This window comes from Psychrobacter sp. M17(2026) (assembly GCF_055699815.1).
On record NZ_CM146741.1, the window covers coordinates 1,178,069 to 1,200,572 of the forward strand.

General features: G+C 42.0%; 22 protein-coding genes. 8 read left to right on the plus strand and 14 right to left on the minus strand.

Annotation, left to right across the window (positions count from 1 at the left end):
- Window positions 1-67 precede the first annotated feature (67 nt).
- A complete protein-coding gene (locus ACR63T_RS04955; protein WP_305899945.1) occupies window positions 68-667 on the minus strand; it encodes a PepSY domain-containing protein in 600 nt (199 codons plus the stop codon).
- 350 nt (window positions 668-1,017) lie between these two features.
- Between ACR63T_RS04955 and ACR63T_RS04960 the strand changes: the two genes are divergently transcribed.
- The 3 genes from ACR63T_RS04960 to ACR63T_RS04970 all read left to right on the plus strand — a co-directional run bounded on the left by ACR63T_RS04960 (window position 1,018) and on the right by ACR63T_RS04970 (window position 4,177).
- Window positions 1,018-1,998, plus strand: a complete 981-nt coding sequence (locus ACR63T_RS04960) for a CorA family divalent cation transporter (RefSeq protein ID WP_472784951.1) — start codon at window positions 1,018-1,020, stop codon at window positions 1,996-1,998.
- Window positions 1,999-2,089: 91 nt separating this feature from the next.
- The gene (locus ACR63T_RS04965; RefSeq protein WP_472784952.1) at window positions 2,090-2,941 is read left to right on the plus strand and encodes a hypothetical protein; all 852 of its coding nucleotides are present in this window, start codon (window positions 2,090-2,092) and stop codon (window positions 2,939-2,941) included.
- A 3-nt stretch (window positions 2,942-2,944) separates the two neighbouring features.
- Complete coding sequence (locus ACR63T_RS04970) at window positions 2,945-4,177, plus strand: phosphatidylglycerol lysyltransferase domain-containing protein (protein WP_472784953.1); 1,233 nt, start codon at window positions 2,945-2,947, stop codon at window positions 4,175-4,177.
- Between the two features lie 75 nt (window positions 4,178-4,252).
- Here the strand turns inward: ACR63T_RS04970 and ACR63T_RS04975 are convergent, their stop codons facing one another.
- The 12 genes from ACR63T_RS04975 to ACR63T_RS05030 all read right to left on the minus strand — a co-directional run bounded on the left by ACR63T_RS04975 (window position 4,253) and on the right by ACR63T_RS05030 (window position 16,520).
- Window positions 4,253-5,599: a sensor histidine kinase gene (locus ACR63T_RS04975; protein WP_472784954.1), complete on the minus strand. Its 1,347-nt coding sequence runs from the start codon at window positions 5,597-5,599 to the stop codon at window positions 4,253-4,255.
- An 82-nt stretch (window positions 5,600-5,681) separates the two neighbouring features.
- On the minus strand, window positions 5,682-6,368 hold the full coding sequence (locus ACR63T_RS04980; RefSeq protein WP_472784955.1) for a response regulator transcription factor: 687 nt from the start codon (window positions 6,366-6,368) through the stop codon (window positions 5,682-5,684).
- Window positions 6,369-6,412: 44 nt separating this feature from the next.
- The gene (locus ACR63T_RS04985; RefSeq protein WP_472784956.1) at window positions 6,413-8,089 is read right to left on the minus strand and encodes a phosphoethanolamine transferase; all 1,677 of its coding nucleotides are present in this window, start codon (window positions 8,087-8,089) and stop codon (window positions 6,413-6,415) included.
- A gap of 170 nt (window positions 8,090-8,259) precedes the next feature.
- Window positions 8,260-8,907 carry a c-type cytochrome gene (locus tag ACR63T_RS04990; protein WP_472784957.1) on the minus strand — a complete coding sequence of 216 codons (648 nt, stop codon included), beginning with the start codon at window positions 8,905-8,907 and terminating at the stop codon, window positions 8,260-8,262.
- Window positions 8,908-8,970: 63 nt separating this feature from the next.
- A complete protein-coding gene (locus tag ACR63T_RS04995) occupies window positions 8,971-10,572 on the minus strand; it encodes a flavin monoamine oxidase family protein (protein ID WP_305899953.1) in 1,602 nt (533 codons plus the stop codon).
- A gap of 45 nt (window positions 10,573-10,617) precedes the next feature.
- On the minus strand, window positions 10,618-11,973 hold the full coding sequence (locus ACR63T_RS05000; protein WP_472784958.1) for a c-type cytochrome: 1,356 nt from the start codon (window positions 11,971-11,973) through the stop codon (window positions 10,618-10,620).
- 91 nt (window positions 11,974-12,064) lie between these two features.
- Window positions 12,065-12,679 carry a YceI family protein gene (locus tag ACR63T_RS05005; RefSeq protein WP_472784959.1) on the minus strand — a complete coding sequence of 205 codons (615 nt, stop codon included), beginning with the start codon at window positions 12,677-12,679 and terminating at the stop codon, window positions 12,065-12,067.
- 264 nt (window positions 12,680-12,943) lie between these two features.
- Window positions 12,944-13,642 carry a VIT1/CCC1 transporter family protein gene (locus tag ACR63T_RS05010; RefSeq protein WP_305899956.1) on the minus strand — a complete coding sequence of 233 codons (699 nt, stop codon included), beginning with the start codon at window positions 13,640-13,642 and terminating at the stop codon, window positions 12,944-12,946.
- 66 nt (window positions 13,643-13,708) lie between these two features.
- Entirely contained in the window at window positions 13,709-14,392 is a 684-nt protein-coding gene (locus ACR63T_RS05015; protein WP_305899957.1) for a ferric reductase-like transmembrane domain-containing protein, read from the minus strand.
- A gap of 86 nt (window positions 14,393-14,478) precedes the next feature.
- The gene (locus tag ACR63T_RS05020; RefSeq protein ID WP_472784960.1) at window positions 14,479-15,627 is read right to left on the minus strand and encodes an FAD:protein FMN transferase; all 1,149 of its coding nucleotides are present in this window, start codon (window positions 15,625-15,627) and stop codon (window positions 14,479-14,481) included.
- A 58-nt stretch (window positions 15,628-15,685) separates the two neighbouring features.
- Window positions 15,686-16,000: a hypothetical protein gene (locus ACR63T_RS05025; protein ID WP_305899959.1), complete on the minus strand. Its 315-nt coding sequence runs from the start codon at window positions 15,998-16,000 to the stop codon at window positions 15,686-15,688.
- 1 nt (window position 16,001) lies between these two features.
- Window positions 16,002-16,520 carry a PepSY domain-containing protein gene (locus ACR63T_RS05030; protein ID WP_472784961.1) on the minus strand — a complete coding sequence of 173 codons (519 nt, stop codon included), beginning with the start codon at window positions 16,518-16,520 and terminating at the stop codon, window positions 16,002-16,004.
- A 388-nt stretch (window positions 16,521-16,908) separates the two neighbouring features.
- Here ACR63T_RS05030 and ACR63T_RS05035 point away from each other — a divergent pair, with 388 nt between their 5' ends.
- The 5 genes from ACR63T_RS05035 (at window position 16,909) to ACR63T_RS05055 (ending at window position 21,755) form a co-directional block, all read left to right on the plus strand.
- Entirely contained in the window at window positions 16,909-17,388 is a 480-nt protein-coding gene (locus tag ACR63T_RS05035) for a hemerythrin domain-containing protein (protein WP_472784962.1), read from the plus strand.
- A gap of 63 nt (window positions 17,389-17,451) precedes the next feature.
- Entirely contained in the window at window positions 17,452-17,835 is a 384-nt protein-coding gene (locus tag ACR63T_RS05040) for a TehB family protein (protein WP_472784963.1), read from the plus strand.
- A gap of 329 nt (window positions 17,836-18,164) precedes the next feature.
- Window positions 18,165-19,397, plus strand: coding sequence for an NnrS family protein (locus ACR63T_RS05045; RefSeq protein WP_472784964.1), 1,233 nt, complete (start codon window positions 18,165-18,167; stop codon window positions 19,395-19,397).
- Between the two features lie 108 nt (window positions 19,398-19,505).
- A complete protein-coding gene (locus ACR63T_RS05050; RefSeq protein ID WP_472784965.1) occupies window positions 19,506-20,090 on the plus strand; it encodes an Rrf2 family transcriptional regulator in 585 nt (194 codons plus the stop codon).
- A 183-nt stretch (window positions 20,091-20,273) separates the two neighbouring features.
- Window positions 20,274-21,755 carry an MFS transporter gene (locus tag ACR63T_RS05055; protein WP_472784966.1) on the plus strand — a complete coding sequence of 494 codons (1,482 nt, stop codon included), beginning with the start codon at window positions 20,274-20,276 and terminating at the stop codon, window positions 21,753-21,755.
- Between the two features lie 78 nt (window positions 21,756-21,833).
- Here the strand turns inward: ACR63T_RS05055 and ACR63T_RS05060 are convergent, their stop codons facing one another.
- Window positions 21,834-22,493, minus strand: a complete 660-nt coding sequence (locus ACR63T_RS05060; RefSeq protein WP_472784967.1) for a response regulator — start codon at window positions 22,491-22,493, stop codon at window positions 21,834-21,836.
- Window positions 22,494-22,504: the final 11 nt, after the last annotated feature.

Below are 22,504 nucleotides of genomic sequence, written 5' to 3' on the forward strand. Positions count from 1 at the left end.
TAGCCAATACCTGTCCTATTGAGGTAAAGGCTACTGCTTTGATTAACAGTAAGATTAAATTTTAAGACTAATCATCCTCCTCCATATCGACTTGACTGCTTAGCACCTTGCCCGTATTGGCATCTATACTCACCTCATATATCTGATTGTCTTTGACAATTTCGATGTTATATAAAGCTTGACCTTTTTCTAGCTCGAACTCAGCGCTGATTACTTTACCATTTACGCTTTGGATTGCAGTTTGCATGGCACTATTCATAGATACTTTGGCCTGCTTCATAGCGCTATACTCAGCCATGTCTTCTTTATCTAGGGTCTCTTGCTCAGTCTTGAGCACTTTGCCCGTATTAGCATCGATCTTCACTTCATAGGAAATACCGTTCGCTACAAATGCAACTTCATATTCACCCGTTACGACACCTTTATTTTTTTCATCGTCGTCATAATCAAACTCTGCGCTGACCAAGTCGCCTTTGGCGTTTTGTTTGGCTATATCAATCGCCTGAGTCAGGCTGATTTTACTTTGCATAGCGCTGACGGCTTCACTTGAGCTGGTTACGGCTTTGGTATTGATGTTGCCAGCAGGGGCTGCGATAGCTGCTGCACCTACACCTGCAATACTAAGAGCGATGATCGCTGACTTGGTTAACGTTGATAAGTTTTTCATGAGATGATTCCTTTGTATTAAGTTGATTTCTGACATGCCGCTTAGTGGTTTATCAGCTACCTTGTTGGTATGGCTCTATAATACGAAATAAGACATAGGAGAGACTTAGCGTAGAGTAAGGGTTTAATTAGCGAGTTAAAAATAATAAATATTATTTGCTTGAGCCATCCAAGATGCTATTTAAATGGTCTTTCCTAAACTTGCGCTGGCAAATATCTGTTAACTTAAGCGTGGATATAGTGCGTTTTAAAATTCATTATTCATTGTTACGCTTAACCTGAATATTAAATTTGTTCAAGCTTTTGAGGTCTTAAGATTTTGTTTAAAAGCCTCTTTATAAGGTAAAAAAGATGTTGGATAAATTCTTAGAAAATACGACACTTATCACTTATTCATCGTCAAAAGTGTCAAAAGCATCCTGTGATGATATTACAAAATTGAGATTTGACTCATACAGTGACGAAGTATTTTGGCTGAATACTTATGGGTTAAGTGAATTCGATGCGATAAAGCAGGTTGTCATCCAAAATCAGTTTGATGATTTTTTGATCAAGCTACTGCAAGACAAAGAACATGCTAATAAGGTACTTGAGCTGGATAACGTGTTGTTTATCGCCTTAAAGGTATTGGAAACTGAAGATAGGAGCCTCAAAAGCGAGCAAATAATTTTTATTATATCGTCCAATATGCTGTGGAGCTTGCAAGAGAATAGTAGCAATCATTTTCAGTGGGTTCGCGATCGCTTGCTTCAAGGTAGGGGTCAAGTCAGAAGTAAAAAAGTGAATTACCTTATATTTCTTTTGATTGAATCGTTAATAACAAACTATGAGGAGACGTTTGAAAAATTATTAAATACTGACAGCGACTTTATAAAGGTAGCCAATATTAATCCAACGCCTTATTTTACCGAAAAGGTTGAGGAGCAAAAGCGACGTATGCTGAATTTTAAAAAGGCGACACTCAGTTTACGCAACACTATCGTAAAGCTGGAAACCATTGATATTATCACTATGGACGTTAAGTATTTCACAGAGCTTAAGGAGCAAGCAAATAATTTGATCGGTGAGATCGATTTTGAGTTATTCGAGCTTGATAGTAAAACTAATCTGATATTTTCAATTCAGGGGCATCGTTTAAATGAGATCATGCGCACGTTGACTTTGGTGTCTGTAGTATTCATACCGTTGACATTTTTAGCAGGTATTTACGGTATGAACTTTGAATACATACCTGAGCTAAAATGGCACTATGGTTATTTTATTGTGCTTGGTTTGATGGTAACCATAACAGTGGGTATTGTCTTGTATTTTAAAAATAAGAAATGGTTTTAAAATAGTCTTAGTCTAGCCTTTCATACTTTGAAAACCGCAAATATTACGTAGGAAAAGTTTAATACCAGCTACGGTATTGTTGAGACTTATCGTGCTAGCTGTTATCGATATCGCTTTAGTCGCTTATATCATTCATATGCTAATACCTGCCAGCACAGTCAGCTATCTAGAGGTTTTCTCAGCTTACGTCCAAGCCATCACGGTAGGTATTATCAGCCATGTGCCTGGCGGACTGGGTGTGTTTGAGCTGTCTATGGTGGCCTCATTACCTAAAGTAGATAAGACCACACTGCTATCAGTATTGCTATTGTTCCGTATTCTTTATTACCTTATACCCTTTGCACTTGGTTTATTGTCGTTCTTTTTGCATGAGGCTTATATTCGCTCAGGTATGGATACTACTAGAAAACGTAGAATTATACCTAGTGTATGGGTGCCGCAGCTGCTTGCTTTGGCAACGGCTGGCTTAGGTATCACTATGCTCGTGCTCAGCATTCTACCGCCTGTTGCTGATCGAGAGCTGCTATTAGGGGAGTTCATACCGATACCTATTATCGAGACCTCTTATCTGCTCAACACGCTGATGGGTTTTGCTTTACTGGTACTTGCGCGTGGACTACATCAGCGTCTTAATGGCGCGTGGCATCTATCAATGTGGCTGCTAGGGCTATCCGTAGTGACTTTACTTACAAAGCATTTGGAAATCGAAGTTGCGGTTATCTGTACGCTATTATTTGCGGTAGCCTATTTTAATCGTAGCTACTTTAGCCGTCAGTCTAATTTGATGAGTTTACGCTTAAACTCACAAACTCTCGTTTTATTATCGGTATTTTTGATTAGTCTATTTTGGGTAGGGATGTATGTCCATCGTCACGAAGCCTATAGCCCTGATCTATGGTGGAATGTGTCAGGAGATAGCGGCGCACGATTCTTACGCTCATAAGCGATGCTCGCTATCTTAACCATCGCCCATACTTTATTTAGCCTCATTCGGTTTAAAAAACCATCTCCAAGCCTTCCTACGCAAATAGAGCTTGCCCAAGCTGAACAAGTGGCTCGTAACTCTGCTTATTCGATTGCAAATTTAAGCTTGCTAGGTGATAAGCAACTGCTATTTAGCGACACAGGCAATAGCTTTATTATGTATCAAACTCAGGGAAGAAGCTGGATTGTCATGTCTGATCCCATAGGTGATGAAAGCGAATTTGGTGATTTAATTGAGACATTCATTGCGTTATGCCAAAGCTTTGGCGGGACCTGTGTTTTTTATGAAGTCAGTAATAGATATCGTCAACTATTCAATGAGAATGGCATACAGCTCCTAAAAATTGGTGAAGAAGCTATTGTTGACTTAGACGCCTTTAGCCTACAAGGAAGTAAAAACTCTAAATTTCGTCAAGTCATCAGTCGCGGCACCAAAGATGGGCTGAGCTTTGAAGTCCTGTCACAATCGCAAATCCCAGCAATACTTGAAGAGTTGAAAGTCGTTTCTGATATTTGGCTAGGAGACAAAAAGTCAGCGGAAAAAGGATTTTCACTTGGCTACTTTGATGAGGACTATCTAAAGTATTTTGATTGTGCAGTCATAAAATACCAAGGCGAGATTGTCGCTTTTGCTAATCTCTGGCAAAGTGGTCAGCTCAATGAGCTGTCTATCGACTTGATGCGTTATAGAGAGGTGCAAAATAGCGAAGGTAAAGCTATAAAAAATATGATGGACTATCTATTTATTAGCTTGTTTATGTGGGGCAAAGAAGCGGGATTTCACCATTTTAGTTTAGGAATGGCACCGTTTACTGGTTTTAAAGTTGAAGATAGGACGGCAGTCAAAAGCCATTCTTTAAAGGATAGTACTGCAAAAGATAATGACTCAAACGACGACGAAGCCTTAAAAACGATGAGCCAACATATTATAGATAGTAAATATATGGAAATTCCAGCAGAAGTAGAAGCTATTGGGCCTAAATGGCGCTATGTGACCAATACCGTGACCAAATACGGTAAGACTTATTATAACTTTACGGGACTGCGTCATTTTAAAGAAAAATTCAATCCTGAGTGGGAACTGCGTTATATAGGGATTGAAACGGGACTTCGTGCAGGCATGAAACCGATTAAAGGGCTAACCGATACCACTTTACTTATCTCTGGTGGGCTAGGTAATTTGGTTAAAATTTAGTAGCGCTCAGTTTGGTTGCATAATCTGAGCCCTCATCAGTATGGCAAGTTTGATCTGTTTATTACTTCAAGAGTATTAATGATAGTGAATACTAAAAGTGCTACCTCCGGACTCATTTGCCTCATGAGTGAGCTGCCATTCCATATGCGTCATGATACGCTGCACAATACTTAGTCCTAGGCCAGTCCCTTCTACTTTATTACTCGATGACTCAGATGAGATAGTATTATTATCTGTATTAATACGTTCTAAACGCTTAAATCTTTCATACAGCAGCGGCATCATATCTTCTGAAATGCCAAGTCCAGTGTCTCTTACCGTTATCTTGTTGCTATCAATAGTGATTTTTACGTCACCTTCGTCGGTGTATTGAAAAGCATTTTTAATTAAATTACCAAGCGCCATTTTTAATAGCTCTGGTCGAACATTGACCGTGTAATCTTTTTCAGCGACGACCGTACAAGTTACTGATTTATATTTTATTAAATAACCGAGCCTAGCTATTTCATTATTAGCGATAGTATTAATAGAGGTTATTGGATTATCTAACTTTTCAGGGTTACGAGATAATAGTAAAAGGGCAGTAATGATCTCTGAGGTTTCTTTTGCAGTATTACTGATACGATCGGTAAATTCACTTAGATAGCTATCGTCTGCTAATTGCGATGCGAGCACCTCAGAGGCGCCCAAAATGATAGTTAGCGGTGTACGCAACTCATGGCTGACATCACCCGTAAATAACTGCTCACGCTTTAGATACTGCTCAAGCTTGTGATTTTTTTCATCAATCGCTCGCGCTAATACACCCACTTCCGATGGTAGATGCGTGAGCTCGGCTAAGTTTTGATGATCGGTTTCTACTGCTTTTTTTAGATCTAATAGCGGCTTAGTAATTTGCCGAGAGGAAAACTGAGAGAAAATTATGGCAATCAGTAAGCTCAAAATCACAGCGACTCTCAAGGCATTAGCAAAAATATCTTCCAATTGTTCAAATATAGCAAGAACAGGGTAGTTCGCCATCACCAGCTCAGAGTCTTCTAAGTAGGTCAAAATATACTCTTGTGCATTTTGCTCGTAGATGAAAAAATGTAGGTTAGTATTGGTGATGCCTGCTTTTGTATTTACAGTGACAGACGTCTCTTGCACCGTATTAGTTGCTTGATCCTTTAAGCGCTCAGGTGCGACATCATACTGATATATTTTAATCCCTGGATCGGCAATATAAATAGATTGCTCACCTTCCTTTTCTTGACTTAGCTCTAATTGCTGTAGCAGCCGCGCTTTGACCAGCTCTTGCTCCATGCGGGTTTCAGCATACATAAAGATGCTGACGAAAGTTGCGCATAATAAAACCGCAAACACGAAGTAGGACAGCCGAAACTTATTAACGATAGAAGTTAAATTAAAAGAAGATAGAGTCATAATGGCAGTGGCTTATTTGGGTTTAACCTATGAAGTCGTTTAAACGAACGAAACATTTATCATTATAGATAATGACTAAAGCTTAAGCGTTATCAGGGTCAATAATCTGATAGCCAACACCCGCTATGGTCATGATCATCGGCTCGATAAAAGGTTTGTCGACTTGTGAGCGTACACCATGCATGTGCGTACGTAAGGCATCGCTACTAGGGATATCCTCACCCCATACTTTCTCCTCAAGCTCATTTTTGCTAACGACTCGAGGTGCTGCACTCATCAAAGTATTCAGTATTTTAAATCCTGTTGGCGTAAGCTTTAATGATTTGCCCTCACGAGTGATCGTATGCTGATCGGTATTTAAAGAGAGCTTACCAACGGTAATATCATGCTGGAAGTGATCATCTTGATGCCGACGGATTAAAGCTTTAATGCGGGATTCTAATTCAACGAGCGAGAAGGGCTTCACTAAATAATCATCAGCGCCACTATCAAAACCTGCGACTTTATCTGAAATCGTATCACGCGCCGTCAACATGAGCACAGGTGTTTTACTATGCAAATCTTCTCGAAGCGCTTTGCACAGTTTAGTGCCATCCATGCCAGGCAACATCACATCTAGTAGGATGACATCATAACGATTATTCGAAGCTAGCGTTAAGCCGCTAATGCCATTATGAGCGTTATCAAGCTCAAAGCCTTTAGGCTCAAAAAAGGCATAGATATTGGCAACGATATCGGGATTGTCTTCAATAACAAGGATCTTATACATAGCGGTCTCGTGCCTAAAAGCTAACAGGGATTGAAATAATAAACTTAACGAGTGGACTTAAAAAAGGTTGGCGCTGCTGCTACCTCATCGGTGGTAATACCGAAAAAGTTAAGTACAGTTGGGGTAATAAAATCGTGTGATACAGGCTGATTAATCATATCCGTCAAGCTGTTTTTATCAATACTATTGTCAGTAGGCGACCAAATAATGATAGGAACCTGCTTTTGCGCAGCAGGTGCTATAGCGTAGGGCATACCATGCAAGTAGATATTGTTTTCACCTAAGCTCTCGCCATGATCACTAACATATACCATTACCACATCATATTCCTGCTGATAATCTTTTAGCGTATCAATAACGTTATTCAAGAAATAATCGGTATAACGAATGGCATTGTCATAAGCGTTGATAACCGCTTGGTCATCGCATTTAGACAGCTCATTAGTCATACAGACAGGCTGGTACTCTTCAAACTCTTTAGGGTAACGCTTAAAATAAGCGGGGCCATGATTGCCCATTTGATGCAATAAAATAAGGGTATCTTTAGCAGGAGCTTCTGTTTTTACAAGCTTATCAAAACCATCGAGCATACCACTATCGCGGCACTCGTCATCACAATTTGGATTGAGATCGCTCGTCTTGAAGTCCTCAAAAGTCACTCGATCCGCCACGCCTTTAGAGCTAGAATTATTGTCACGCCAAATGACGTTTACACCTTGTTTATTGAGCGTATCGAGCACGTTTTCATTATAGTCTGCTTCATCAGGATTATAGTCTGAACGATTAGCATAACTAAACATACAAGGCACTGAGTAAGCTGTAGAAGTACCACAAGAGCTCGCGTTTTTAAAGCTATAAATATCGGGTTGGCGGGCGAGTAGTGGCATTGTATCGCGCTGATAACCGTTCAGGCCAATATGATCCGCGCGTACCGTTTCACCTACCACAAATACCATGAGTTTAGGTTTTGCTGTACGACCATTAGCGGTGCTACGTTTGGCATCAGTGGCATGCATGATCATTGTTTCAGGGCGTCGCAGCTCAGCAGTATAATCCATTCCAAGCTTGATAACAGAATAAATAGGGGTGATAGGGTTGGCGTAACTGCGCACCATTTTATGCTGGCGAAAAAAGGTGGCGTATTGATCGCCAAAGGGCAATAAGCACACGGCTACTAAGGCAATAGCCGCTATCAAAGTAGCTGCCTTTTGCAGTATCGCGCGTCGTAAGGGAGCGTGCTTTATACGAAGCTTAGCAATAATAACAGCGGGTATAACGCCCAAGACCAGCAGCCGAATAAAGAAACTTGGTGCCATCAGCCCCATCGCTTCTGCCTGATCGGTCTGTAAGCTATTGACCAGCATATTAGTATCAAATATGGTGCCATAAGCATCGGTAAAATACCCACAAACAGCCGCTATCAGAACTAAAGCTATTAGCACAGGTTTGGCGATTGGTCGATAGCATAGCAACTGAATAACTAGCCACATTAAGCCAAATAATAAGCCTGTTATAGAGGCTATAAAGCCAACATTCGAGCTAAAAGGATATATGCTTAATACTTGTGCAAAGAAGCCAATATTTGCAGTAGCGACTAAATACAGCGCGATGATGATAATCAAATAGCTAAGGTTAATCTCACGATCAAAAACCTTGCTTAGATAGCTTTTTTTCGTATGAGCTTGAATACTGTCAGCGCTAAGTGCTTGAGAGTGTAACATAAGTGGACTTCTCAACAGGATAGTAAGGAATGAGATTCCCTACGATAGCAAGCAGCCTGTTAAGAAGACGTTAAGAGGATTGAACGAGCAGTGTCTCTTAGCGTGAATATCAAAACTCTTAAAGATAGAGTATTAAGTACTAAGACGTAGCGTTGAAAAGTATTTTCACTTTATTCACTTGGATCAGATCCTGGCGGGAACTCATGACGTAATTGTGCGACATTGTCCGCAGTGACGATATCGGTAAAACTATTTAAATCACTATGCACGTATTGCGTGACCGCGGCTATTTGCTGATCGCTCATCATGCTTTGAAAGCTTGGCATACCGCGTAGACCGTTGATAACGGTACTAATGATATAGTACTTCGATTGCATTTTAGTATTATTAGCGAGCGCTGGATAGTAGCCTGCGCCTTGAGCGCCCATACCGTCTTGCATATGGCAACCTGCGCAGGAATCATCATAGAGCTTCTTACCATCCGTACTAAAAAAACCTTTTTTACCTTGCAAACTATTTTCGAATTTCTTAAGCCAAGGTTGCAAGTCAATATCCGCTGCCATTAGTGGTATCGAGTCGATATCGACGATATTAGCTTGTGGTGATCTTAGCTCCTCTTTAGTCATGTAGACCGCGCCCCAAGCGCCATTATTACGGCTGGCTTGATTATCAAATACGTTTTGCGCCTCTTGCAAATTAGCTAACGTCGGTGCGGTATGAGCAGTTTGCTCTTTGCTATAACGACTACAGCCAGATAAAGTGGTAGCGCTAAACGCTACGGTTATCACAGATAGAGCAAACAGGTTAGGTTTTATCATTGCTATAATCGCCTGTAAATATATTATTAAATTACTACTAATTTGATCAGCATCTAAGGCTAATTAGCCTAGACTTTTGGCTCGTTGATGCAAACGTGTTGCAGCGTCCATACCGGATAGTATCGCGCCTTCTTGCCATGCTGGAATATGTGAGCAGTGCTCGCCTGCTAAGACAATACGATGATCGATGGCGCATAAGGTATCGTAGTATTGATCACGGCTTGACTCGCTCCAAATACCATAACAGCCAAGTACCCAAGGGATACGATGCCATGCCACCGAAGTACCAGAGCGGAACTCTTTGGGATACTGGGGATGGATTTGTTTGCCGTATTGCAAAGCGACATCGATACGCTGCTTAGGCGTTAAACTATTAAATTTATAAGAGGCTTCCCCAAAACCATAGGCACCGAGTAATACCCCTGAGCCTGTCTTGAACATATCTTGTGAAGGATAAGATATTTGGGTAATAGGCAAGTCGGTATAGCTAATCCCGCCATATATCCATTCATCTTCTTCCCAAAAGCGGCGCTTAAACTCTAAGCCGACTTTATAAGAGCTATCGTAAGGGACGGCTGCCATGGCCTGCTTCATAGGCTCTGAGACATTAATGTCCATTTGCGTCAATATTGATAACGGAATAGTACAGATACACCAGTCAGCGCGTACGGTTTTGGCAGTGCCATCAACGTCATTAGCATCAACATAATCAACGCTGACACCGCTATCATCTTGCTTAATTTTGGTGACTTTGGCGTTGAAGGTAATCATGTCGCGGCATTCACGAGTGAACGCATCGCCGATTTTACCCATGCCACCGACGGGCTGAAACATCGTTGGCTGATGGACATGGACAGTATAGTCGTTATACAAATTAGCCCACATTCCTGACGCTAGTAGTTTATCCATTGGAATAGGCGTTGAGGGCTTGGCATCGGGCATAAGACCGCCACCTGGATAGACACTGTAGCCGCGATGCTTGCTGGTTGCGTGGCTTTTGACATAGCGATAATTATTATCAAGGACGCCCCAGCCTTTTAGACCTTCTAGCAGCTTTTCCTTGTCCTCTTTGTTTACTGTGCTATCAAGACTGCCTTTATTAACCGCTTTAGATAATAGCTCTGAGACATAACCGCGCACATCGTTTTGTACTTCGCCTAAGCGCTGCGGTGCGCCATTAAAATGATTGGTGCGATGTAGGTAGGCGCGATCATTAGTTTGGATAAAGGGCTGCAGCGCAACGTTGAACTTTTTACAATAATGAAAGACAGCATAATGATGAATCGGCAAGCGCCACGGACCGCCATTAAAATAGTTGCCTTTTTGAAAGTCGCAACTGACCTCCGCGCCGCCCAATTCAGTGTATTTATCTCCGCTATTAAGCGTCCAACTGCGACCGCCACCGCGATTTTGGTACTCAAGTACAGTGACTTTATAGCCTGCTTTACGTAGCTCGTAAGCTGCTGTAAGACCCGCCAAACCAGCACCCAAAATAACGATACTAGAGCCAGCAGGCGCGCCTTTAAGTTCCATTTGCTGCTTAAAGCTAGACTCGGAGGCGAAACCCAAAGTGGTCATCGCCTGATACATCGCCGTTGCGCCAGCGGTTTTGCCAATCATCGCTAATAGTTGTCTACGCGTTGGTGCTTGAAGTGGGTCAATCATTATATATCCTTGTTATAGAGCATTCGTCCATGACTGTATAAGTCGCTATTTCATTATGTTTTTGACATCACTTTCTGTGACAGTACTAGTGGCTAAACCACCAAAATTAACGCGTACATAATTAGCAATACTGGCAATCTGTGCATGGGTTAAATCTTTTTCAAAACCTGGCATCTTCGGGGCAGTATTTAACGCGCCTTTTGCGCCAAAGCCAATAACATTCACTAGCGCATCAGGTTTGGCGCGGCGAATACTGCTAAGCCCTACTATCGAGGCATAACGAGCATCGGGCTGAGCATAGCCGTCGACACCATGACAGCTGGCACAATGCGTGAGGTATAGCGCTTTGGGCGAATTGATACTATTAATACTGGCATTAGTTACAGAGTTAGCTTTGGCCTGTGATATATACTTTTCTTGCTCAATTAAATCGTAAGTAATAGAGCTACTGATAGGGTTTGGCAAGCGAGCTGTATTTAGAGGTATAAGATAATCATCCGTTTTGATAACAGGCACGACTTTTAGATAAGCCGCCATAGCGCTCAAATCTGCATCAGTTAAGTAGCGCGTACTATGAGCGACCGCTTCAGCCATCGGTCCACCTGCATAAGCGCGTTTATCAAGTTTTCCAGTACGTAGATAAGTGACGATATCGTCTTCGCTCCAGCGCCCAATACCCGTATTATTATCAGGAGTGATATTTGGCGCGAACCATTTGCCCAGTGGCGCGCCAGAGAGATAGCGGTCTTTATCGAGACCTTGTGTTAAGTTGCGCGGAGTATGACAAGTCCCACAGTGCTCGGTATTATTGACTAAATATTCTCCGCGTTGCTGCACTGGCGTTAATCCTGTGCGGTTCTCGGTGGAGGGCACATTAATGACATTCCAAGCCAACATCAACATCCGAATATTTAACGGAAACGGTAGCTTAGTGGTTTTTTCAGGGGGTTCTTCTACGGGCGGCACAGTCTGGAAATAAGCGAATAGGGCGCTAATGTCGTCATCGCTCATACCATGATAGGAAGGATAGGGCATGGCTGGATAAATCTGATGCTCAGGCGAACGGCCTTTTTGCAGCGCTTTTTTGAGATCTGCCTCGGTATAATTACCAATACCGTAGCGACGAGAAGGCGTAATATTGGTTGAATAAATATTGCCAATAGGCGTCTCAATCGCCACACCGCCACTATAATCCTCGCGATGACAAGCCATACAGTCAGCAGTACGCGCCACATAAGCGCCACGATTAGCCAAATCACTATTTGCAGGGCTAACGTTGGGCAAGCTAATTGGGCTAAGAGTGCCAACAGTTGGCTCGCTATCAGCAAATGCAGCAGTAGGTACTAGACTAAGTAACAATCCTAATACTGATGCTGAAAGTCTTATAGATGTGGGCTGCATAATATCCTTATAGAGCTGGCAGGTAATACTAAGTTATTCTACTAAAAACTATATTACTTATGTTGGTTTAACTTATTATCATACTCAAAAACTATTGTTTAGTGGCTTCAACTTGAATATTTAAAGTGAGATTCTTAGTCATACCAAACAAAGTATACTTATTGATATTCCATTTGGTTCGGTCAATGGTCGCTGTAAAAGCGCCGCCACAGACTTCTTTTTTAACAGTAGGATTTAGGGAGCAGTCAAACTTATTCGCTCTTAAGCTGATAGGATGAGTTTCACCATGCAAGGTAAGGTTGCCATCGACTTGAGTGACTTGTGGACTGGTTTTACTATTATTAAAATACCATTTGCTAGACTCAAAACGTGCCAAAGGAAACTGCTGAATATCAAAAAATTCAGGACCTGTTAGTTTAAGATTAAAAGCCTTATTACCTGTATCTAAAGATTTGATAGGGATAATAAGCGAGATAGTGCCCACTTTTGAGCTTGGATCATATTGGAGCTGTCCCTTAACGTTATAAAAGCCGCCAGTAGTGCTAGAGGTTTTGAGGTTATCAAGCGCAAAACGTACATTAGTTTGAGTAGAGTCAATGACGTAACTGGCCGCATAACTGGTAGCAGTGCTACTGACTATGATCAGTAATAGCGATAGCCCTTTATAAAAATGTGTTAGGTATTGCCTGAGAAAAAATCTTACCATAACGACATTCCATTGTTAGATTCTAATACATAAAGAGCTTACTAATTTAAGTTAGATTAAATATTTTTAATTAGCTTATATTTATTTTATACTCTATTTTTCAATAATTTAGTAGATGTTTTTTAGGAGTGTAGTGATAGTAATGACAATGGTCGAAGTTACTCAAAGGTCTCTAGCAAATCTTAATGACCTCTTCTTTAGCATAATCAACAGCGTGTTAAGAAAGCGTTAAGATAAAGGGCAGGTTTTGGGATAAAGTGTGCCCTAAACCGCTACCCCAAATAAGCGCCCAATCAACGACGTTGCTAGCATGGCAAGCGCGCCCCAAACCACTACTCGAGTGGTAGCAGGAACAATAGGCGCACCGCCCAAGCGTGCGGACACTAACCCAAGCAAAGTCAAACCTATCAGGGTTACAGTCGCTAATGACCAGACTAGCGTTGACTCAGGCAAGATCATAATGCCAATAATAGGTAATAGGGCACCAGCAATGAACGATAACCCTGAGGCGATTGACGCATGAATCGGCTTTGCTTGGCTAAGATCAGTCAGGCCTATTTCATCACGAGCATGAGCTTCAAGCGCATCGTGCTCGGTTAATGCTACCGCGACCTGATGCGCCAAAGTGTGATCAAGTCCACGTGTCTCATATATTTTCGTCAGCTCAATAAGCTCGCGTTCAGCATTATGAGTTAACTCGTAGAGCTCCTTCTTCAGATCCGCTTTTTCAGTATCTGCTTGTGAAGATACTGAGATATATTCACCAGCCGCCATCGATAAAGCGCCTGCAGTCAATGCTGCCACTCCCGTTAATAGTAACGTTTGGTGACTTGGATTTGCCGCAGCCACGCCGACTAATAAACTGGCGGTTGAAATCAAACCATCATTTGCTCCCAGTACTGCTGCCCGCAACCAATGATTACGATTACTTAGGTGTGCCTCGTCATGAATAGAGTGATGCATAGATATCCCCAAATACTGCAAATATAAAGTTCATGGTGACATTGTAGCTTATAACTTCATCTCGGATCATCTGAGTTGTCTTAACATCAATAGCCGATAGCTTATCAGTAAAAACACCACCGTCTGACTGACTGCATAAAATAATAATAATGGCAGTGCTCGACTGTCAGATCCCACCATAAACACATGAATACTGATCAGCATGTAAGCCATAAAGGTCAAAAAGTGTAGCCATCGCCAGGCCGATTGGCCAAGGTATTGCTTAATATAAAAGCTAAAAGCGCAGATAAATAACAGCCAAAACCCTAGCTGTCCTAATGCAACACCCACACGATCTGTCTGAAAACCAAAGGGCAGTAATATCTGCCATAAATTAAGATTGAGATAATTATCTGCTAACAATATACCAGCATGAAAGGCGGCAAAGCCCACTGCAATTAGACTTAAATATTGATGCAGTGCAAATACCCGAGCATTATTAAAAGTTTTGCCTAAACGGGTACTTAGCAATAAGCCAAAAACCATCGCTAACCAGAATAAGCTATAGGAGACAATTCCACTGGCTCGCGATAAATACCAAAAATGCTTATCAGTGGCGCTCAGTAATTGAACAGTGGCATCTCCCCATATTAAAAGTGCATAGCCACCAGCCGAAATGCCAATGCCCAAAATTAATATAATCCATAAGACTCTAGCTACTGCTGTCAATTTAGAGTCATTATGACTACTAATAAGATGATTCGTTTGCATAGCTATGCTCCTATGGATATATACCTAACGACTTTTTAATGAATGGCTTTTTGATGTACAGCTCTTCAAAAATCTATCTTCATCATTTAAATCGCTATTGATTCTGAATGAACTAAATTTGAAGAAATGGCGTGGGAGGTCAGTACTTGGTTATCCGTAGCAATCAAAAGTGCCGCAATATGATTTTTGTTAAGCCATGCCATTGCCTCATTAACGCCAAGTAGCACACAGTATTTAGCGTACACCTCCGCCATTAGGGTATCGTCAGCGAGTACAGTTGCGGTTAGGACATCACTGCTTACTGGACGAGAATAATGAGGATGGATTAAATGATGTTGCCATTGGCCCTTATGCCACCAGCGCCGATAGTCTTGACCTGAGGTTGCGACGCCGCCAGATTTGATAGCAAGGATTGCGACGTCTTCCTGATCTTGAATTGGCTCGCCATTCATAAGATGCGGTTTGGCGACAGCAACTCCCCAAACGATAGGCTTATCTATGTCTTGATCGCTTGGGACACCAATCGCTATATCACCACCCATATCTACTAAACAGGGAAAATGCCAATCATGAAAGTGGCTAATTTGCTCAGCCAACTGCATAGCGCACCAGCCTTTGACATAACCATTTAAGTCTAGCGCCATACCCGTTGGCAGATAAACTTGCGGCTGCCCATTATCTAATAAGCGCATCTGGATACGTTCTGCGTGCTGATTGGCTTGGTTTAATTGAGTATCATTCGTTACAGGCATATCTTGTAGACTTGCCCCCGTAATAGCGGTTGATGCAGTATTGGTAGTGCTAATGGGCAGGGATGATATAGCGTGTTTTGGCAGCGCTGCAAATGACTGTTTATAGCCCGCTGCCCACAAAGATTTTAGTAAAGTTGGGGTTACTAAGCCCTGAGTTTTTGGCACAAAATAAATGGCACGCTGCAACACCGCAAATGATTCTGCGCTTACGTTAGTCCATTGGCCAGTATTACTATTGAGGGTCATCAGCTCGCTAGTGTCATCAAAACGACTAAAGATTTGCTCCCAGTAAATTAGTTGCTGTTGAATATTATTTGCCAATAAAGCGATTTGCTGGTCTATAGACGCTTGCGAGTATGGCGTGCTCAGCCTTTCTGTATTTAGCCTTGCAGTATTTAAGCTGATTTGAATGTGACAACCCATCGCGTACAACTTAATCGTTGCCAGTTGTGGTGCATTTTCATGAGATACGTTATTTATCATTAGCGGGCTCCACTTTTTGCGATAGGGTATTAACGTAATAACTGCTGGCCTTTTCTATTTATTGAGAGGAACGGGTACGAGCGACGACGGTTATTGCCTCGACAGGCTGGATTTCATTGACTTGTCGCAGCTGGCTAATATCTACGACTGGCATTGGCTCAGCAGCCTTCTCGTTATTCTTAGAAACAGAAGCATTGAATAGGGCAGTATCTATAGGTTGGCTAGCGGTTTCTTGATTGAGTAGCACTAACCATCCTGCCATAGTGCCTACGATTGAAACCATCATAATGCTGCTTTTGAGTGCCGCAAAAGGGTCTGCTTTTTTAACCCTTTTGTCAGCCGTTTGGGACGAATTTGATTTAGTATTAGTCATCTTAGCTATCCTTATCATTGTCATACTGCTCGTAACTCTTTGTGATTAAACGTTCATTGTTTTTATAGTACTCATCGTCTTCATAATCATCATTATGACCATCTTCATAATCATCATTATGACCATCTTCATAGTCATCATCAAAGTCATCAGCACGATAGTTATCGGTAGCCACTGGATTAAGGACAACTCCTAGATTGGCATCAATGTAAGCCGTGCCGCTATCCAATAGCACCTCATAAGCAACTGTACCGTTATAGTTGATAAGCTCAGGCGTCGCTTGTAGTTGCGCACTAGGCATGTCTTGCTTGGCCAATGCTATCGCTTGCGCAGAAGTCAGCGCAGCAATAGAAGATACATTAGTATTTTGATCAACAAGGCTAGGTGCTGATAACGTCGGCTCTGATAAGAGATCAATAGATTCAGACGACTGGATTGCCAAGGCAATGACACCGCCAAAAAATACCAACGAGGTAGCACCGACTGTTAATAACAAGGGTCTTAATAAAGGCAGGCTCATAGTATGTACTCCGCATTATTTGGTTAGGGAATACAAGTAGCATACGCTATGAATATTAGCTTAGACTTAGGATGTGGCGGTATATCAATATATTATTGATTATGATAAGTTCAGAGGCTTTGGTAATATTGATATCTATCTAGGCGGTATGAGTGCTTGGCAAAAGCTACAGGATTAATGAGGCAAGTGAATGAGTTGAGACTTAAAGGCGTTCAAAAGACTTACCTTCATTGGTAGGATTTTTTTATATCATCGCACTATATTCATAATTTTAAATAATTATCATTCGTATTTATGAATAATAGGAGTAGACTGGCGCTATAGTGTTTTATTCAGTGACTATAATGCCAATAACATTAATAACATTAATAACTTTGGGAGCTTATTTATGAAACGTGCCAAACAGTTACAGCCTCTATCGCGACAGCATCATCTTGGCTTAAATATCGGGCGTCATGGCAAAGAGTGCGCTGATAATCCAGAGCAGATCGCTGAACACTGGCAAGCGCTATCGTCTTATATGGGTGATATGCAGGATCACTTTAGACTCGAAGATGACTTAATTGTTGAGGGCTTGCAGCCTTATCGCAAGGAAGAACCCGAGGTCGCCGCTGTGCTTGGTAAACTGGAGGAGCAGCATAAAGAGCTGCGTGAGCTTACCGCCGATATGAAAGCTTCTTTAAAAACAGCATCGAGCTTGCCTAGCGTCGAACAGGTTAGAGCGCTGGCAGGCTTATTATATGATCATGTCCGTTTTGAGGAGCGCGAGCTGTTCCCCGTTACCGAAAAGTATCTGACAGAGTCTGAGCTTGACGCTATTTATAAAGCTAGTCCAGATGACATTAAGCATTTAGATGAGCTGCGTTAACTATAAAGCTGTTAGTTATTAAATAGAGTAATCAAAATAAAATGTAATCAGTAAGGAGTCACTATGAATCGTCAAGTTATTCCAAGTCACTGGAAAATAAAACGTTCTACGCATTTTTTCACTAAAGATAAAGTCCCTAAAGCTCTGCTGACTCATCATAATACCGCTAAAGGTGTCTTTGGCCAAATTTGCGTCATGCAAGGGGTGGTTACTTTTTACGGCTTTGCCAATGAGGCGGCAACTGATCCTGAACAAACTATCGTGATTGAGGCAGGACAATTTGCGGTTAGTCCACCAGAATACTGGCATCGTGTAGAGCTCAGTGATGACGCGCAGTTCAATATCAACTTTTGGACAGAAGGCGAGACTGAGGGCAAGTCACTGTTTAACAGCTCAACTATCCATAGTAAGCCGATTGAAAAGCTGTTCGATAAGCCAGAAGAGTAGTAATAACTCAAGTTATAAAAATACCCGCATCTCGCGGGTATTTTGGTATTTGCAATAATATATATAATTGAATAAAAGTAATAATGTCACGATTTTAAATTATTTTAACCATAAAGTGCCTAATAACCATTTCTATAGCATCGCTCGACTTAGACTATCTCTAGCAGACATTATGTATTATAATAAACATTCATTTTAAATATATCTTTATTGATTATTTTAAAGCAGTGTCTTCAAAATAATGCTTTAAAAATAGTTTTATCCAAAGTGTCTTTTGCTAGTGTTTAGTAATACCATCTTCCGATTTGCCCTGCTATAAGGTGCTCAACATGCTGCACATCCAGTTGCCGACGAGCCGTCCAACGTCACCCCATCCTATTTTAAACCTTGCCTTTCGTATATTTTTTAGTGCCGCAGGGCTATTTGCAGTGTTAACCATGCTGCTCTGGGCATTGGTGTTTATGGGTAAGACGGATATCGATGTCACTGCTATCAACCCGCTGTATTGGCACGGGCATGAGATGTTATATGGCTATACCATAGCAGTGATTGCAGGATTTTTATTGACGGCAGTTAAGACTTGGACAGGGGTCATGATGCCCTATGGCTATCGGCTGCTGGGCATTTTCTCATGCTGGGCAGTCGCTCGGATAAGCTGGGGGCTAGTGGGAATAGGCGTGAGTAGCGCCAATCTTTGGTTCGCACTGGCGGCAGTAGGGGACTTGGCTTTTATGGTATCGATGGCTTGGGTCATCGCCAAAGCGGTAATGGCGGTCAAGCAATATAAACAGATGGGTATTATCTCCAAGCTAGTACTATTAACGATCGGTAATGGTCTATGCTATTGGGGTATTTATAGTGGTGACATGAGCTATGTGCGAGTCGGTATTTATCTTGGTTTATATATCATTATCGCGCTAGTGCTCACTATTGGTCGCCGAGTCGTGCCGTTCTTTATCGAGCGTGGTATCAGCGCGACGAGTACCGAACAAGTCAAAGTCAAAAACAGTAAAGTCCTTGATATCCTAAGTCTGGTGACCTTTTTAGTGTTTATGCTTGCTGATATTTTTTATCCCAATAAATACTTAATCACCATCAGTGCACTGAGTGTAGCCTTGGTTAATGGCATTCGTTTGCTGGGCTGGTATCATCATGGTATCTGGCAAAAACCGTTGTTATGGTCATTGTATCTAGCTTTTGTAGGCATGTGCAGCAGCTTTATTTTATTTGCGCTGCAGCCTTGGTTGAACTTTAGCCATAGTATAGCGCTGCATGCTTTAGCGCTATCAGGCGTTGGCATGATGACTTTGGCAATGATGTCGCGCGTCTCTTTAGGGCATACGGGTCGCAGTATTCATCAGCCATCGAAGGCGGTGTCAGTGATGTTTGTATTAATGATTGGCGTCTTTATCTTTCGAGTGCTTATGCCGCTTATCACGATGGACTACTATATCGTTTGGCTAATGATAGCGCAGACTTCATGGATACTCTGCTTTGCTTTATTCTGTATGACTTATATTCCGATGTTATCTAGGGCGCGTCCTGATAAGTTATTTGGTTAATTTAAAAGGGATAGATACTGAGCTTATAAAGATTTGTATAGGCTTTAAGAATATAATACGTTTAGAGTTATGAAAATTATAAATAAACCTTAAAAATGGGCTAATACTATGCGTCTAACTAATTATAGTGATTATGCGCTACGAATCTTGATGTATTTGGCAGTGATGCCAACTTCTGAAACTTTGGCAACGATATCTGACATTGCGGATAGCTATCAGATATCCAAAAGCCACTTGACTAAAATCGTGCATCAACTCGCGCAGCTTGGTTATATAGATAGTGTACGTGGTAAGAATGGTGGTATTCGACTGGCTATGGCCGCCAAAGACATTAATTTAGGTCAGATCTTGCGTCATACTGAGCCGGACTTTGCCATTGTTCCTTGCTTTGGAAACAAGTTCTTGCAAGGTGATGTTGTAGCCGAAAACGCAGATAATAGTGTGGACAGTAATAGCAGTCGGCAGGCACTAATCGAAGAGAAAGGCAAAGAGGAAAGCGCAAAGGCAAGTGCGGACAAGGAGAAGATTGACTTGGCGGATAGTCCGTCTAAGACCCTATGTACTATCAATCCTTCTTGCCAGCTAAAAGGTGTGTTTTATGAAGCCACACAAGCCTTTATCAAGGTAATGGATGACTATACTCTTGCCGATATTACTCTCAATAATAAAGAGCTTCAGCAATTGCTGTCTTAAATCATGTTTCATATGCTTTATTCTTATAAATTACACTCGCTATCCAAGGCCTATTTTGGCTCTACCCTCATCCCTCTTAAGTAGTACTTGGTATGTATTTTATACCGCTTTTGCTCAATAGTTAACGTCAGTATTTGTTGGTACATTACCTCCATATTTTAATCAATAAGGAGGGCGTGTGCTATGCATGCAAAAGAGCTGCTGGAGATGGAACGTCGCGATATAAGAGCGCTTCATTATACGTGGATCGCTTTTTTTCTTACCTTTTATGTCTGGTTCAATATGGCGCCGCTTGCAACATCTATGCTGCAAACGGAAAGCTACTTGACGCCCGACCACATCAAGCTATTCTTGATTGCCAACGTCGCGTTGACTATTCCGGGTCGCGTCATCGTTGGTATGGCGCTTGATCGCTTTGGCCCTAGACGCGTCTTTTCAATTTTGATGGTCGTCATGGCGATACCGACTTGGTTCTTCGCTTTTGGCACCTCAGCGATGCAGCTATTCGTAGCACGATTGTTTATGTCTATCGTTGGAGCGGGCTTTGTCGTCGGTATTCATATGACCGCGCTTTGGTTTAAGCCTAAAGACATTGGCTTTGCTGAAGGGTTTTATGCTGGTTGGGGCAACTTTGGCTCGGCAGCAGCAGCGATTACCATTCCGACAGTGGCGCTACAGTTCTTTGGCGGCGATGATGGGTGGCGCTGGGCGGTTGCCTTGTCGGGCGTGCTCATGGCAGCATACGGCGTTGCTTATTGGTTTTTGATTACCGATGGGCCAGACGTCAATACGCATCAAAAATCACGTAAGGCGGGCGCCCTAGAAGTCTCTACTTGGGCGGATCTGCTGCTTTATTGCTTATTTATTATTCCGTTATATGGTGTGCTGTCATTACTGGTCTATCGCACGCAAGGTATGGGGTTTTTAAGTGATACGGGTGCATGGGTATGCTATGGCGTTATTGCCTTAATGGTGATCTATCAGATCTACAAAGCGATTAGCGTGAATGTGCCTATTATCAAAGCGGGTATTCCTGAAGATGATAAATATCCTTTTACCTCTGTTGCGGCTCTCAATGTCACCTACTTTGCTAACTTTGGGGCAGAGTTAGCGGTGGTCTCTATGCTGCCGATGTTCTTTGCGGCAACTTGGACGCTTGATCCAACAGTAGCGGGTCTTGTCGCCTCAACCTTTGCCTTTGTGAACTTATGGGCGCGACCACTCGGCGGCTACATCTCCGATAAAATAGGCAACCGTCGCCTAGTTATGCTGGTATATATGTTTGGTATAGGGATTGGCTTTGGGCTGATGGGCTTATTAAATGCAGAGTGGCCATTATTTATTGCAGTAATATTCACCATTTTTTGTTCAGTGTTTGTCCAAGGGGCAGAAGGCGCAACCTTTGGCGTTATTCCATCTATCAAGCGTCGTCTCACAGGTCAGATATCAGGATTAGCGGGCGCTTATGGTAACGTGGGCGCGGTATTCTACTTATTCGTATTTACCTTAGTTGAGCCTAATCAGTTTTTCTTTATTATCGCAATCGGTGCCTTTATTGCTTGGGTACTTTGCTTCTTTTGGTTAAAAGAGCCTGCAGATGCCTTTGGTGATGAGTATCAAATGTCATCGGTCGATCGTCAGATTGCTAAAGAATATAACGGCTAATTTTATTTTTCCTATACATATAAAAACCAGCCAATTTATAATTAGCTGGTTTTTATATGTATCAGTTTTGATCAAGAGTTATTTAGACAAGTTATTCACGGTCCATACCGCAGCATCTACACGAGTACGCAAGCCCGTCTTATTAAGAATGTGCTTCACATGTACTTTTACTGTTGACTCTGCGATATCTAGTTTATTAGCGATCATTTTATTACTGAGACCTTCGGCGATCATTTGAATGACCTCAAGCTCTCTTATTGTCAGGTTGCCCGCAATGTCACTAGCACTTGGGGTACGTAGTGTCTGTGCTAATATCGATGCAAGATTAGGGCTAATAACTAGCTCTCCGCGCAGTATCTTCCTGATATCATCAATGATTAAGTCAGGCTCCATATCTTTTAATAGGTAACCATCGACCCCTAATTTTAATGCTTCTTGCACATCATTACCGCTATCAGAGACCGTAAACAACAGCGTCTTTACCTTAATATGTCGAGCTTTGATTTCCTTTAAAGTTTCAATACCAGTCAATACGGGCATATTGTGATCAAGGATAACTAAGTCAACCGCATTGTTTTGTAGAAAGTCTAAGGCTTGCTTGCCATCGCTTGCTTCGCCCACCACCTTGACATCGCCCTCAAGACTGAGTAAATCTGACATGCCTCGGCGTAACATAGGATGGTCATCAACCAGTAATAGTTTAGCTGGCGAGGTCGCGGTATAAACAACAGTACTCATAACAGTCCCAT